The organism is Aequorivita sediminis, from assembly GCF_032080575.2.
Taxonomy (GTDB): domain Bacteria; phylum Bacteroidota; class Bacteroidia; order Flavobacteriales; family Flavobacteriaceae; genus Aequorivita; species Aequorivita sediminis.
This window is the reverse complement of record NZ_JAVLSO020000001.1, coordinates 589,269-604,658: the sequence shown is the minus strand read 5'-3', so window position 1 is coordinate 604,658 and position 15,390 is coordinate 589,269. Positions and strand designations below refer to the sequence as shown.

General features: G+C 34.7%; 13 protein-coding genes. 9 read left to right on the top strand and 4 right to left on the bottom strand.

All coding sequences use genetic code 11. The annotated features are described in order from the left end of the window. Positions 1-10 precede the first annotated feature (10 nt). A complete protein-coding gene (locus RT250_RS02800; RefSeq protein WP_313111938.1) occupies positions 11-895 on the bottom strand; it encodes an NAD kinase in 885 nt (294 codons plus the stop codon). Positions 896-960: 65 nt separating this feature from the next. Beyond that, a complete protein-coding gene (locus RT250_RS02795) occupies positions 961-1,617 on the bottom strand; it encodes a CBS domain-containing protein (protein WP_313111935.1) in 657 nt (218 codons plus the stop codon). Between the two features lie 155 nt (positions 1,618-1,772). Here RT250_RS02795 and RT250_RS02790 point away from each other — a divergent pair, with 155 nt between their 5' ends. From RT250_RS02790 to clpX, 8 genes are all read left to right on the top strand, one after another. Continuing rightward, positions 1,773-2,486 (top strand): pyridoxine 5'-phosphate synthase, encoded by a 714-nt coding sequence (locus tag RT250_RS02790; protein ID WP_313111933.1) that lies wholly within the window; start codon positions 1,773-1,775, stop codon positions 2,484-2,486. Positions 2,487-2,501: 15 nt separating this feature from the next. Beyond that, entirely contained in the window at positions 2,502-3,263 is a 762-nt protein-coding gene (locus RT250_RS02785) for an alpha/beta fold hydrolase (RefSeq protein WP_313111931.1), read from the top strand. A 91-nt stretch (positions 3,264-3,354) separates the two neighbouring features. Continuing rightward, complete coding sequence (locus RT250_RS02780; protein WP_313111929.1) at positions 3,355-4,605, top strand: OmpP1/FadL family transporter; 1,251 nt, start codon at positions 3,355-3,357, stop codon at positions 4,603-4,605. Positions 4,606-4,623: 18 nt separating this feature from the next. After that, entirely contained in the window at positions 4,624-6,156 is a 1,533-nt protein-coding gene (locus RT250_RS02775) for an SGNH/GDSL hydrolase family protein (protein WP_313111927.1), read from the top strand. 97 nt (positions 6,157-6,253) lie between these two features. Next, a complete protein-coding gene (locus tag RT250_RS02770; RefSeq protein ID WP_313111925.1) occupies positions 6,254-6,595 on the top strand; it encodes a phage holin family protein in 342 nt (113 codons plus the stop codon). A 178-nt stretch (positions 6,596-6,773) separates the two neighbouring features. After that, the gene (gene tig / locus RT250_RS02765) at positions 6,774-8,093 is read left to right on the top strand and encodes a trigger factor (protein ID WP_313111924.1); all 1,320 of its coding nucleotides are present in this window, start codon (positions 6,774-6,776) and stop codon (positions 8,091-8,093) included. A 130-nt stretch (positions 8,094-8,223) separates the two neighbouring features. Further along, positions 8,224-8,898, top strand: a complete 675-nt coding sequence (clpP, locus tag RT250_RS02760; RefSeq protein ID WP_313111922.1) for an ATP-dependent Clp endopeptidase proteolytic subunit ClpP — start codon at positions 8,224-8,226, stop codon at positions 8,896-8,898. A gap of 24 nt (positions 8,899-8,922) precedes the next feature. Continuing rightward, positions 8,923-10,155, top strand: a complete 1,233-nt coding sequence (gene clpX, locus RT250_RS02755) for an ATP-dependent Clp protease ATP-binding subunit ClpX (RefSeq protein WP_313111920.1) — start codon at positions 8,923-8,925, stop codon at positions 10,153-10,155. Positions 10,156-10,226: 71 nt separating this feature from the next. On the opposite strand, the gene RT250_RS02750 is transcribed toward clpX, so the two are convergent. Next, positions 10,227-11,741 carry a GH3 auxin-responsive promoter family protein gene (locus RT250_RS02750; RefSeq protein WP_313111918.1) on the bottom strand — a complete coding sequence of 505 codons (1,515 nt, stop codon included), beginning with the start codon at positions 11,739-11,741 and terminating at the stop codon, positions 10,227-10,229. Positions 11,742-11,863: 122 nt separating this feature from the next. Here RT250_RS02750 and RT250_RS02745 point away from each other — a divergent pair, with 122 nt between their 5' ends. Next, positions 11,864-12,658: a DUF2797 domain-containing protein gene (locus RT250_RS02745; RefSeq protein ID WP_313111917.1), complete on the top strand. Its 795-nt coding sequence runs from the start codon at positions 11,864-11,866 to the stop codon at positions 12,656-12,658. 39 nt (positions 12,659-12,697) lie between these two features. On the opposite strand, the gene RT250_RS02740 is transcribed toward RT250_RS02745, so the two are convergent. Continuing rightward, positions 12,698-15,367 carry an AsmA family protein gene (locus tag RT250_RS02740; protein WP_313111915.1) on the bottom strand — a complete coding sequence of 890 codons (2,670 nt, stop codon included), beginning with the start codon at positions 15,365-15,367 and terminating at the stop codon, positions 12,698-12,700. Positions 15,368-15,390: the final 23 nt, after the last annotated feature.

The window sequence follows — 15,390 nt, the reverse complement described above, 5'->3', positions numbered from 1 at the left end:
ATTTTATTGTTTAATTTCTCTTGTCTTCGCCCCATAACAATTTTTTTCGAAGGGTCTTAATAAAACTGTCATCGTTTAATTGAACTAGTTTAATTGTGAAAGCAGCTTTTTTTATAATAATCTTCGTTTCATTTTTTAAAGTAGCAATCCTGGAATCCATAGACATTAAAAAAGTTTCTTCACGTCCGTAAACTTTTAGCGTTACTGTGTTTGAATCTGCAATTACTAAAGGTCTTGCATTTAAATTATGTGGTGCAATGGGAGTTAGAATCATATTTTTTGAATCAGGGTCTATTACGGGACCTCCACAACTCAAAGAGTAGCCAGTAGATCCGGTTGGTGTAGCAACGATTAATCCGTCAGACCAATAGGAGGTAAGGTATCTATCGTTTACCAAGGTCTCAACTTTAATCATAGAGGTTGTGTTGCGTCTATTTACTGCAACTTCATTCAGGGCAAAATTAAGTGTTGGTACTTCTTCGCTCTCAGGAATAGTTTCTACCGTTAGTAGACTGCGTTCAGAAATAATATATTCACCTTCTAATATTTGATTGAGGCTTTCAGTAATGGTTTCTTTTTGGATAGTCGCCAAAAAACCTAGCCGCCCAGTATTAATTCCAACAATAGGAATACCTAAATCCCCAACAAATGTCACCGCTTTCAAAATGGTGCCATCACCTCCAATACTAAAAAATAAGTCGAAACTAGAATCAAGTTTTTTAAAAGTTGAACACTCCGAAAAGTTTTTAGTGATTTCTTGATTTTGATTAATAATTTCAAGAAAATTTTCCTCTATCAGAACTTTTGCAGCCTTTTTTTGAAGTGCATCCAGCAAAATCTGAATGTATATTTCTGAATTTTTGTGATAAAACTGTCCGTAAATTCCTATTTTCATTTAGTTGGTTTAGAAGATTGGAGTGTTGTAATAAAATTAAAATTTGTTTAGGTATGTTTATTGTTTTAAATGTTTAAATACTTGTCTAAGTATTTGGAACGCTCTTTTAAATCTTCCACAAATTTATCTTCTTCGTGTTGACTTATGATATTGTATTTATATCGTCTAAATGTTTGAACGATGCTATTCATTGCGGTATGACCAACCTTTACTGTAAGTTGAACAGTGTTTTCAGTGATTTTTGAAATAAATATCCCAAAAATTCTAGTGCCATTAGACTCTACTATCTGGCAAGCTTCGCTAAAAGAATAATCTTGAATGCCTTTTTCAACTACAATAATGCCGCCTGTTTCATTTAAAAAAGGAGTATTGTTAAAAAGACTCATTATATCACCTAATTCGAAATACCCAAGGTATTTATTGTCTTTGCCTAAAACTGGCATTACATTGCTATTGTGTAATGCAAAAGCCTCTAAAACATCAAGCCAATTAGTGTCTTCTAGCACGTGGAAAGGTTCTAGAGCATATTGATAATTACTAAGGAGTTTGCTATTATCAAAACAATAAGCGTCATTTTCGGATACACAACCTATAAATTCCCCATCTTTTTCAACAGGTACGTGCGAATAAGTTAGCTGGTTAAACAGGGTTTGCACGTCTTTAATATTAGCTGAAATGTCGAATGGTTCAATGTCGTTAATAATATAATTTATGGTCTCCATTAGCTATTTATTTAAAATGCAAATTACTTAAAATATAAGTTCCTTTCCGTCCTTAAGGTTTGTATTTTTGTTAAAAATGCAATTGTTGAATCTGATTGAGTTAATTTTCGGGTTTAATAGGTTTTAATTATTATTACAAAATAACAATTTATTCAATGACAAAGTTAAGCGTTAATATAAATAAAATAGCTACTCTTCGTAATGCACGAGGTGGTAATGTGCCAAACTTATTAAAAATGGCAGAGGATATTCAAAAGTTTGGAGCTCAAGGTATCACTATTCATCCGCGGCCGGATGAACGCCATATTCGGTATCAAGATGCTTACGATTTAAAATCTATAGTTACTACAGAATATAATATTGAAGGAAATCCTATGGATAACTTTACAAAAATGGTGTTAGAAATAAAACCTACCCAAGTTACTCTTGTGCCAGATGCTGTAGACGCTATAACCTCTAATGCTGGATGGGATACAGTTAAACATAAAGATTATTTAAAAGATATTATTTCAGAATTTAAGAATAACGGAATACGCACCTCAATCTTTGTCGATCCCACTTTAAAAATGATTGAAGGGGCAGCCGAAACTGGAACAGACAGAATTGAATTGTACACCGAAGAATTTGCAGATCAGTACGCACTAGGAAACAAAGATGCTATTAAGCCTTATACCGAATGTGCGGTTCTTGCAAACCAATTAGGTTTGGGAATTAATGCGGGGCACGATCTTTCATTGGATAACATCCAGTTTTTTAAAGAAAATATCCCTAACCTTTTAGAGGTAAGTATTGGTCATGCCCTAATCAGCGAGGCGCTATACGATGGGATAGAAAAGGTTATTGCAGGGTATTTACAAAGACTTAAATAATAAATAAGATTGCACATGATTTTACATTCTCAAATTCTCGGTTCCGGCCAAGCTTTCGTGATACTCCACGGCTTTCTTGGTATGAGTGATAACTGGAAAACACTTGGTTCTAGATGGGCCGAAGATGGATATGAAGTTCATTTGGTTGATCAACGAAATCACGGTAGAAGTTTTCATCACGATAAGTTCTCTTATGAATTAATGGTAGATGATTTAAAGAATTACTGCGATGAACACCATTTAAAACAAATTATATTATTAGGTCATTCAATGGGTGGAAAAGTTGCTATGCAATTCGCAGTTAGTTATCCCGAAATGGTTTTAAACCTTATTGTTGCAGATATAGGTCCTAAATTTTACCCTTCTCATCATCAAGATATTTTAAAGGCTCTTTCACAATTAGATTTCTCAAAAATTAAATCTCGTAATGATGCCGAAGATATATTGGCAGCATACATTAAAGATAAAGGCATAAGGCTGTTTCTTCTTAAGAACCTGTATCGAAAAGATAAAAAAGAATATGGCCTTCGTATAAATCTTCCTGTATTAACCGATAAAATTGAAGCTATTGGTGTTGCACTTGCTGAAGATTCCATTTTCGAAGGTGAAACTTTGTTTTTAAGTGGGGAAAAGAGCGGTTACATTGAGCCTATGGATGAAATTTTGATTAAAAAACACTTCCCAAAAGCCAGAATCCAGACCATTTCGAACGCAGGTCATTGGCTTCATGCAGAAAATCCTAAAGAATTTTATGATAATGTTATGAATTTTTTATAATATTGTAAGTACGGTTGTTATGCATGCATAATAAAAGCCATTTTGAACTTACCAATAACCTCACAAATTAACTCTAAAGAATTAAAAAATTATGAAGAAAGTATTAGTACTTGCTGTATTTGCACTCGCAACTGCGGTAACTTATGCGGGCGGGTACCGTGTAAGTCTACAGGGTAATAAGTCCCTTGCAATGGGCCATACGGGTGTTGCAGTTATAAATAGCAGTGAATCTGTGTTTTTTAACCCTTCTGCATTAGTGTATTTAGAAAATAAACTCAGTATTTCTGCTGGTGCACACGGTGTATTAGCAAACATATCCTATCAAAATGAAACTACAGGTGCAAGTGATCAAACTAAAAGTCTGTTAGGAACGCCATTTTATTTTTATGCATCATATCAAGCAACAGATTGGTTGGCTTTTGGTCTTGGGGTATATACACCTTATGGAAGTTCTGTAGAATATGATAAAGATTGGGTTGGTTCACATTTAGTAAACAATATTGACCTACAAGCAATATATGTTCAGCCTACAGTTTCGTTCAAAATAAATGAAAAATTAAGTGTTGGTGGTGGACCAATATATGTAAATGGATCTGTGAATTTTAACAGAAACTTAAACCGTACACTTACCGATCTTGATGGAAATCGTTCGAATGTAACAATTGACGCAAGTGGTGTAACTGCTTGGGGGTGGGTAGCGAGTACAACTTTTAATTTTACTGATAATTTAAGAATAGGTGCAACTTACCGTTCTGAAATGATTCTAGAAGCAGAAGGTGGAGATGCAACTTTTGAAAATATTCCAAATTCTCCATTAACTCCATTCGAAGATACCCAGATTGATGCTGCAATGCCTTTACCAGCAGAATTGATGGTTGGTATGTCGTATAAATTCGCAGAAAACTGGTTATTCGCTTTTGATTACAACCGTACATATTGGAATGTTTACGAGTCTTTAGATATTGATTTTGCCAATCCGGCAATTCCAGATTCATTTAACCCACGTAACTACAAGAACTCTTCTGCTTATCGTTTTGGATTACAATACGAAGCAACAAAGATGTTTACACTAAGAGCAGGATACTACTTTGATGAAACTCCAGTTCAGCCAGGTTACTTCGCCCCAGAAACACCACGTGGTGATAGTAACAACTTTACTGCAGGCTTAACAGTGAATATTGGTGAGAACCTACAAATTGATGCGTCTTTCCTTTTCTCACACTTTAAAGAAATTGATGCTTCATACGATCATTACTTAGAAAATGGTGTTGCTGTTCCTTTTGGTGGAGCATACAAAACCAATGCTTTTGTTCCTGGTCTAGGAGTTACTTATAAACTATAATTTGAAAAATTCAGAAAGATGAAAAACTTATTAAAATATACATTCGCAGCATTGACAATAGGTCTTGTAAGCTGTGAGCCAGAATTTGACAGCCCTGTAACCGATGATGGGTTTTATAGTAATGGTTCTGCTAACTTATCAAAGTATGTAGCAGTTGGGAACTCTTTGACAGCTGGTTATGCAGATGGCGCATTATATATTACGGGTCAAAAAAATAGTTACCCAAATATAATGGCACAGCAATTTGAATTTGTTGGTGGTGGAGATTTTACCCAACCATTAATGAATGACAATCTTGGTGGATTATTATTAGGTGGAAACCCAATTGCTAAAAACAGACTTGTTTTAGCTGTTGGTGCAGATGGTAATCCAGCTCCAGTTCGTTTAGAAGGAACTCCAACTACCGATATTACTAACAAATTAAGTGGGCCTTTCAACAATATGGGAGTACCCGGAGCAAAAAGTTTTCACTTGGTAACTCCAGGATATGGAAATGTTGCAGGAGTACCAGTAGGAGCTGCCAACCCATATTTTGCACGTTTTGCTAGTAGTGAAAATGTAAAAGTTATTGAGGATGCGGCTGCTCAAAGCCCAACTTTTTTTAGTCTTTGGATTGGAAATAATGATATTCTAAGTTACGCAACTTCTGGCGGTTCGGGAGTTGATCAAACTGGAAATATTGATCCTTCTACTTATGGTAGTAACGATATAACAGATCCAAATGTTTTCGCTTCGGTTTACAACGCACAAGTAGAAGCATTAACTGCTGGGGGAGCGAAAGGAGTATTGGTAAATATTCCAGAAGTAACCTCTATTCCATATTTTACTACTGTTCCTACTAATGCTATTCCATTAGAAGCTGCTACTGCTGCTGCCGTAAATGCTAATTTCGCAGGATATAATACTCAAATATTACCTGGCTTAGCTGGTATGGGGATTATCTCGGCTGAAGAAGCTGCAATGCGTATGATAAACTTCTCTGCAGGACAGAACTTTCCAATTACTACAGATAAAGATTTAACAGATATTACAGCTATTTTACAAGGGCCTCCATTTAACTTACCAGCGCCAACAGCTGCTTTGTTAGGCCAATTACGTCAAGTAAACTCAGACGACCTTATTGTTTTAACAGCATCTTCTGAATTAGGTTCTACTCCTGATCCTAACAACCCACAAGGTGTTGTAGGCGTTAGTATTCCATTGGCAGACCAATTTGTTTTAGCTAAGTCTGAACAAGATAGAATTACAGCGGCAACAAATTCATACAATGCTACAATTCAAGGGTTGGCTAGTGCAAAAGGCCTTGCTTTTGTAGATGCAAAAACTGCGTTGGCAAGATTATCGGATGGTGGAATTCCTTATGATGGAGGAGTGTTAACTTCTCAATTTGTAACCGGAGGTGCTTTCTCTTTAGATGGCGTTCACCCAACTGCAAGAGGATATGCTTATACAGCAAACATGATGATTCAGGCAATAAACGATACGTACGACGCTACGATACCAACGGTACAAATAGGGTATTATCCTACGATTACGCTTACAAATAATTAAATTTATCGATTTTTATACGTGGTTAGAACCGCTCTCAAATGAGAGCGGTTTTTTTATTATATTTACTCTAAGCTTAAATTAACTAAAAACACCTTTTATGAAATTAATTGTAAAATTGTTGCTTACTGCTTTAGCCGTGGTGGTTTTGGCAAAAATCCTTCCTGGTGTAGCTGTAGAAGGTTACGGTTCAGCTGTGATTGTTGCTATTGTTATCGCATTGTTAAGATTAATTGTAAAACCAATTTTAGTGGTCTTAACCCTTCCTATAACAATTGTCACTTTTGGCTTATTCCTATTAATAATCAATGCTATTATTATTTTACTTGCAGGTTATTTTGTCGATAGTTTTGATGTAACTACTATTTGGTGGGCTTTACTGTTTAGTTTATTGCTATCTGTTTTTCAATCAATTTTATTTTCACTAATACCCGAGGATTAATAAAATTTCTATTAATAGATTTTTTATTCTTTTAAGAATTGATTTGGATAGCTTGTTTTTATTAACCTTAAACAAGAAAAGGTGGGTTATTTCACTTTAAATCAACAACAATTTGTAAATGTTTGTTGAGTTTTGTAAAAAGCCGTACTTTTGCATCCCGAATTTCAGAAGAGAAAAGATGAACATTACAAAAAAAGACATTGATAAGCTGAATGCTGTTCTTACAGTAGAGGTTTCGAAAGAAGACTATTCAGACAACGTAGAAAAGGTTTTAAAAAACTATAGAAAAACCGCTAACATACCTGGCTTTAGAAAAGGTCATATTCCAATGGGAATGGTTAAAAAGCAATATGGTAAAGCAGTCTTGGTTGAAGAAGTAAATAAAGTATTACAAGATGCACTTCAAAAATACCTAACAGAGGAAAAATTGGATGTGTTAGGTAATCCACTTCCTAAGAATGAATCAGAAATCGATTGGGATGCTGAAGACTATAAGTTCGAATTTGAATTAGGTCTTGCTCCACAATTTGATGTTGATGTAAAAGGAAAAGAAATAGTTCATTACAAAATTGTTGCAGATGATAAGATGCTTGACAATCAAGTAAAAACAATCCGCAAACAATACGGAAAACTAATTTCTAAAAATGAAGTAGAAAAAGGTGATGAAATCACTGGAACATTTACTTCAACTGAAAAAGAAATTGAGAAAAAATCTACTTTTTCAACTGAAGATATTAAAGGTAAAAAACAATTAGATGCTCTTATTGGGGCAAAAGTTGGCGATACCATTACATTAAAAACTAAGGGGATGTTTGCTGATGACCACGATAACCAAAAGCATTTGGGTGTTGATCACGATGACGCTCACGGTTTGGATATCGAAGTTTCTTTAAAAATTGAAGAAGTAAATCAGCGTGAAATGGCCGAATTAAACCAAGAGCTTTTCGACAAGCTATTTGGTGAAGGAAATGTTACCTCAGAAGATGAATTAAGGGCGAAAATTAAAGAAGATGCTGAAGGACAGTTTGCACAGCAAAGCGATCAAAGGCTTTTAAATGATGTTGTAGAATCTTTAATTGAAAACACAAAATTTGATCTTCCACAAGAGTTTTTACAGCGCTGGATTGCAATGACTGGAGAGAAAAGACTGTCTGAAGAAGAAGCAAAAGCTGAATACGAAAGAAGTGAAAAAGGATTGCGTTATCAGTTAATTGAGGGTAAGCTTCGTACTGAAAACAACCTGCAGGTAACTTTTGATGAGTTGAAAGACCATTCAAAAAATATGATTAAAGCTCAAATGGCTCAGTTCGGACAAACAAATCCAACTGACGAAGAAGTTGAATCTATTACTGCACGCATTCTTTCTAATAGAGAAGAGGTTGAGCGTTTAAGTGAACAATTAAACACAGCTAAACTGTTAGACTTCTTTAAGGAGAATGCAAAATTAAAAGTTAAAGAGATTACCTTCGATGAATTCATTAAGGAAGCCTACGCTTAATTTAGCGAAGAAATAGTTATCTTTAGGCGTTGAATTATTTTAATTTAACGCCTTTTTAATTCCTATTAAGACGGGAATCCAAATATGCTCTTTAAGTTGAATTTCTTACCTAAATAAAGAATTAACATTTATGAATTACAGTGACGAATTTAGAAAGTTTGCTATAAAAGATCAGGGTATTAGTAATATGTACTACGACAAGATTGTAAGTAGCATGTATCCAACAAACTTGACACCAAATATTATTGAAGAACGCCAGATGAATGCTGTGGCAATGGACGTATTTTCACGTTTAATGATGGACCGTATTATTTTTCTAGGTACCGGAATTAACGACCAAGTTGCCAATATTGTACAAGCTCAGTTATTGTTTCTTGCTAGTGCAGATGCTTCTCGCGATATTCAAATTTATATAAACTCCCCTGGAGGAAGTGTATATGCAGGGCTTGGTATCTATGATACTATGCAATTTATTAAACCAGATGTAGCTACTATTTGTACAGGAATGGCAGCTTCTATGGCAGCAGTGCTTTTATGTGCTGGTGAAAAAGGGAAGCGTAGTGGTTTAACGCATTCACGTGTTATGATTCACCAGCCTTTAGGTGGTGCTCAAGGTCAAGCAAGTGATATCGAAATTACAGCTCGCGAAATTGTAACTCTTAAAGAGGAACTTTATAAAATTATAGCAAAACACTCTGGTCAAACTTATGAGAGAGTTTATGAAGATAGTGATCGTGATTACTGGATGAAAGCAGATAAAGCTGTTGAATACGGTATGATTGATGAAATATTGACAAGAGATTAAGTAAAGATTTTTGAAAAAAATATTATGTCGAAAGAAGATTTAGAATGTTCTTTTTGCGGCCGTAAAAAGTCGGAAACCAAACTGCTAATTGCAGGATTGGATGCCCACATTTGCGACCGTTGTATAGAGCAAGCGCACGGGATTGTTGTTGAGGAGGCTTTGCATTCTGATAACTCAGAATTGTCTAAAGACCTTATGCTGAAAAAGCCAAAGCTCATTAAAGCATTCTTAGATGAGTATGTGATAGGACAAGACTTCACAAAGAAAGTTATGTCTGTAGCGGTGTATAACCACTACAAACGTTTACTTCAGCCTAAGAGCGATGACGATATCGAAATTCAGAAAAGTAATATCGTTATTGTTGGGCAAACAGGAACAGGGAAAACACTAATTGCAAAAACAATTGCAAAAATGTTGAACGTTCCACTAGCTATTGTGGATGCTACGGTTTTAACTGAAGCTGGTTATGTAGGGGAAGATGTTGAAGGTATTTTAACTCGTTTGCTTCAGGCTGCAGATTACAACCTAGAAAAAGCTGAAAAAGGTATCGTTTTTATTGATGAAATCGATAAAATCTCACGTAAGAGCGATAACCCATCAATTACACGTGATGTAAGTGGTGAAGGTGTTCAACAAGCGCTATTAAAGCTTTTAGAAGGCACTACAGTTAACGTTCCGCCTAAAGGTGGTAGAAAGCACCCAGATCAAAAGTTTATTGAGGTAAACACCGAAAATATACTTTTTATCGCTGGAGGAGCTTTTGATGGAATTGAACGTCATATTTCCAAAAGATTGAATATGCAGGCCGTTGGTTTTACTGCTACCTTAAAGGAAACTGAAATTGAAAAGGACAATATGCTTCGCTATATTATCCCAAAAGATTTGAAAGATTTTGGGTTGATTCCTGAAATTATTGGACGTCTTCCAGTTTTAACATATATGAATCCACTAGATAAAGAAACGCTTCGTGCAATTCTTACGGAACCTAAAAACGCAATTATAAAGCAGTACAAAAAACTGTTTGAAATGGACGGAATAGATTTCGAAGTGACTGAGGAAGCACTAGATTTTATCGTGGAACAAGCAATTGAATATAAGCTAGGAGCTAGAGGACTACGTTCACTTTGTGAAGCAGTGCTTACCGATGCAATGTATGAAATGCCAGGTACTGATGAAAAATTAGTAAAAGTAACTAGAGAATATGCCGATGAAAAACTTAATAAGTCGACACTTAAGAAGTTGAAGGCAGTTTCATAGGGAAATATAATTTGCTTAAAAAAGCCTCAGGATATCCTGAGGCTTTTTTTTTAGATAGCATGCTGAAGTCTTTACTTATTAAGTGCTAATAATTCTTCTAGCATATTTCTAGTATTTGATAGTCGAGGAACTTTATGCTGACCTCCAAGCTTATTTTTATCTTTTAACCAATCATAAAATAAATTTTCTCTTCCGTAATGAATTTTGGGAGAATTTAAGGTTGTGTTGTTAAAGCGTTTTGCCTCATAATCACTGTTTACTTCTTGTAAAGCTGTGTCTAGAAGCTTTGTAAAAACTTCTAAGTCGTGAGGCGGTGATTTAAACTCAATAATCCATTCGTGAGCCCCTTTTTCTTTACCATCCATAAAAACTGGTGCTGCAGTATAATCAACAATCTCAGCATTTGTAAGTTGAGAAGCCTTACGCAATGCTGTTTCGGCGTTTTCGATAATTAACTCTTCCCCAAAGGCATTTATATGGTGTTTGGTGCGGCCTGTTACTTTTATTCTATAAGGTTCTGTAGAAGTAAAGCGCACAGTGTCCCCTATTTTATATCGCCAAAGCCCAGAGTTGGTTGTGATTATTACAGCATAATTTTTCCCTTCCTCAACTTCACTTAATGGAATAACTTTTTCATCACCTGTGCCATAATTATCCATTGGAATAAATTCATAGAAAATACCGTAATCGAGCATTAGCAATAACTCTTTGCTGTCGTTTCTGTCTTGAATGGCGAAAAAACCTTCTGAAGCGTTATAGATTTCGTAGTATCTAAAGTCACTTTTAGGTAGTAATTTATTGTATTGATCTACGTAAGGATCGAAGTTTACTCCACCGTGAAAATACACTTCTAAATTAGGCCAAACCTCGAATAAATTTCCTTTTCCTGTTGTTTCTATTACGTTATTTAACAATACCAACATCCAGGAGGGTACACCTGCAAGACTTGTAACATTTTCTTTTATAGTTTCATTTACAATGGCCTGCATTTTAGTTTCCCAATCCCCCATAAGCGAAACCTCATTACTCGGCGTACTGCTGAACTCTGCCCAAAATGGCATGTTATCTATTAGTATTGCAGATAAATCGCCAAATACAGTTCCGTTTTCTTCATAAAGCTGTTTACTTCCACCGAGGCGCAAACTTTTCCCTAGAAATAACTGAGCATTTGGATTATTGTTGAGGTACATACACAACAAATCCTTGCTGGCTGCATAATGGCAGTCTTCAAGCGAATCGTGGGTAACGGGAATAAATTTACTTTTTGCATTGGTAGTACCACTAGATTTTGCGAACCATTTAATTGGAGTAGGCCAAAATATATTGCTTTCGCCTTTTCGAGCACGCTCAATTCGCGCTTCATTCTCTTCGTATGTAGTGATTGGGATTCTATCTGCAAATTCTCGATAGGTTTTAATAGAACCGAAACCATACTCTTGTCCAATTTCAGTATTTTTCGCTTTGTAAAGTAAATTGAAAAGCAATTCTTCTTGAACCTCAATAGGATACTTTAGAAATAGATCTATTTGATGAAACCTCTTTTTAAGAAACCAAGAAGCAATGGAGTTTACAATCGGGATTGGCATAATTTTCTGCTATCTTTATGCTATAAAAATAATGATTTTATAATTATGAGTTTCCTTTTTTAGAAGAGATGTTTTTTATGTCTTTTGCAAGGAAAATTTTCAACCTAAACACTATAAAATAAATGAATTACGAAGGAGTACTTACAAAAATGCAAACTGAAAACGGTTCACCCATTCAGTATTACCTCATTTTTAAAAACGACTTTATAAATGTGAATCAATTATTGGACAAGAAGATTTCAATTAATTTCCGATATCATCAATGTTTAAATTGTGAACTTCAGAAAAAAATTTACCGTCAAGGATTTTGTTATGATTGTTTTTTTGAAATACCCCAAGCTGCAGATTGGATTATAAATCCGGAAAAAAGTACTGCGCATTTAGAAATTGAAGATCGCGACCTTGATTATGAAAAAAAAGTGCAACTTCAACCCCACATTGTTTATTTGGCAAACAGTAGTAGCGTTAAAGTAGGCGTTACCCGTAAAACACAAGTGCCAACACGTTGGATAGACCAAGGAGCACATGAAGCTATTGAAATTGTAGAAGTGCCAAACAGATATTTAGCTGGAATTACCGAGATTGCTTTAAAAGATCACGTAAGCGATAAAACTAATTGGCGTAATATGCTGAAAAACGATATTAAAGATGAAGATTTGGTAGAATGGCGTGAGAAGTTAAAACAATATATTCCTACTGAAGCAATGGATTATTATCTCGAGAACAATTCTGAAACCAATTTACAATTTCCAGTCCTTAAATATCCAGAAAAACCAAAATCGCTTAACCTTGACAAAACTCCATTTTACGAAGGAATCTTAAAAGGCATAAAAGGGCAATACCTCATATTTGAAGATAATACCGTTTTTAATGTTCGCAGTAACGAAGGATATGTGGTTTCAATAACTGTAAATTAGTTAAATAAATAAAGAGATGCTTTTAGCTGCTGTCTTTTATTAATTTCCAGCTTTAGTAGTGTCTTGTTTCTTTTTCTTACCCCCTAAAATTCCACCCAAAATATCCTTGATAACCTTAGTGTTTTGTTGTTGGGTATTTTGCTGCTGTGTATGCTGTTGAATCGTATCTTGTTTTTGGGTATTTGTGTTTGTTGAAGTAGAATCAGCTTTGGTTCCACCTCCAAGAATACCACTAAGAATATCTGTTCCTTGGTTGATAAGTTTATCCTTTTGCTTGGCTATAAGTTCTTGAGTAAGCTTATTGATAGCGTTTTCAGCATTTAAAGAAACTTGCGGGTTATTAAAAGTTCCTTTTAAACCTATAGGAAGCGCAACACTCATTTGGTTTGCTTCTTTTGAATCTAGTTTTTGAAGAAGTTTGGTGATTTCACCACCTAAATATTTGGCAGGAACATCCATGGTTACATCGTAGTCTATCGACTTGTCTAAGCCGTGAGTTCCTGAAACAGCTACATCAATTCCTTTAATGTCGAAGTTAAAAGGCTTAATTACAATATCGCCATCTTTAAAAACTAAATTGGTTGTTAGGTTCTGTAGGTTTAATTTGTCAAGGTTTAAAAAAGCAATTTTATCACTAAGCGCTGATAACAGCGGTGTGTTTTCGGAATTGACTTCTGCCGTTAATACTTGAGCCAAGGCAGTTCCGCCAAGACTAGAAAGTATAGGAGAAAGATCAGAGGTTAACTTACCATTAAATTCAAATTTGGTGTTTAGAGTTCCTTGTAATGCTTTTGCTATTGGCATTAGATATTGAAACATTTCAAGTTTTTCAAATGATTCCTCTATATCAATTTTACTCAGATCCAGTTTCATAGCGAAGGTTGGAACGTCAGTTTTGGTAGAAACATTACCATCAAGAGCAATATTTCCACCGAAAATATCAGAAGTGAAATTGCTAATTGTAATAGCTTCGTTTTTAACGGAAGCTACGCCTTTTGCATTTTTAAGTTCCAAATTATCGTAGATAACTTTATTAGCCTTAAAGTTTAAGGTAGCATCAAGAAATCCTGGGATTTTAATGGCTTCTTTATTGGTAACTTTCTTAGATGTTTCACCTTTTTCACCAGATTTTGATTCTGTCAATGAGGTTTCAGAAACCATAAAGTCATTCACGTTAAAAGTGTTTGATGTAACGTCAAAGTTTCCTTTTAACTCTTGATTGCTAACTAAAAATGGAATTAAGTTTTTAATATTTCCAGAAGCTTTTATATCTGTTTGCCCTGTGGTTGCATTCAGTTCTTTTAAAGTGAAAACTCCAGGTTGTAATGTAAGCCTAGCATCCGAGATTTTTAAGTCTTTTTTAAATCCAGCATCATAAGTAAAATTAGACAGGCTAGCATTTCCACGAGCGTCTATTTTTTGGTATTGCTCATTTTCAACAGATTCCATGTCGAAATTTGCAACAACATCGGCTTTAAAAATTCCGCTGAGGTTCTGTTCTATTTCTACAGGTAAAACCTTTTCAATGTTGGCCAGGTTAAGCGTTCCTTGCATTTCTAGATTAACAAATGGATTTTCGGTCATATTTACAATACTTCCATTCATTCTAAAAGGTTCACCGTCAATTTTAAAAGTTAGGTTTGGAATGTTTAAAAAAGTATCTTTTGGTAGGCCAGTTTCGTTTTTTAACTGTGCATCAATTGTAATATTTTCAACCGTTTTAGGTAAATCGGGATATTTAAATGATGCGTTTTCACTTCCTATTTTTATATCCATGGTAGGAATGTGAATGCTGTCTACAATGCCTTTAATTACTCCGTTTACAGTAAAGTTTCCTGTAGTTTTTACATCGCTTATTTGCTTCACATAAGTTTCAGGAAATACGGCTAAGAAGTTTTTAAAATCGGATGAAGGGGTTTTAAAAGTAATATCAACTTCGTTGTTGTCTTCATTTAGTTTTACATAACCTTCGAATGTTAGCGGTAGCTCGTTGATTTTAGCCTCATTTTCTAGAAAAGAGTATTTTTGATTTACTAGATCTAATTTAAAAATAGCATTAAGTGAAATGCTGTTGTTGGACAAATATTCAGTGTCCTCCATTTTGAAAGAAGCTAATGCCTCTGTATAAGTATCTAGTTGCCCAACTTCTGCCGAAAGATCACCATTACCTTCATGTTGAATGTTTGATAATGTTAAATAAATTTTTGAAGATTCATCAAAGTAGTTAATCCGTGAATTTTCTATTTCATATTTATCCAACTCAAAAGTAAACCCGCTACTCGTATCTTCTTCATTAAGAATTGGCGCGTCGTCCTTGATAGCAATATCATAATTAGTGACTCCTAAAGAGTCAATTTTTATATTCAGAAATGTTTCGTCAAGTTTTAAAGCATCTATCTTGATGTTTTCAGACTTAAAAAGTTGCAGAATGCCCATGTTTAGCGATAAGGTTTTACCGCTAGCAAGAGTGTCTCCTTCAAAAGGCGTTCTGTTAATTACTAAAAAGTTTTTCACTTTAAGGGAAGCATCTGGGAAGCTACTAAAAAGACTTAAATCGAGTTCTTCCCAGCTTACATTAGCATTTATGTTTTGATCGATGTTGTTTTTTAGTATTTTTTCAAGACTTCCTTTAAAAATAAAAGGCGCGGCAATCAATAGGATCAAAATTAATCCTAAAATGATTCCAAAAATTTTGAGTGCTTTCTTCATAAGAAAATTGAGAAATTTATTTT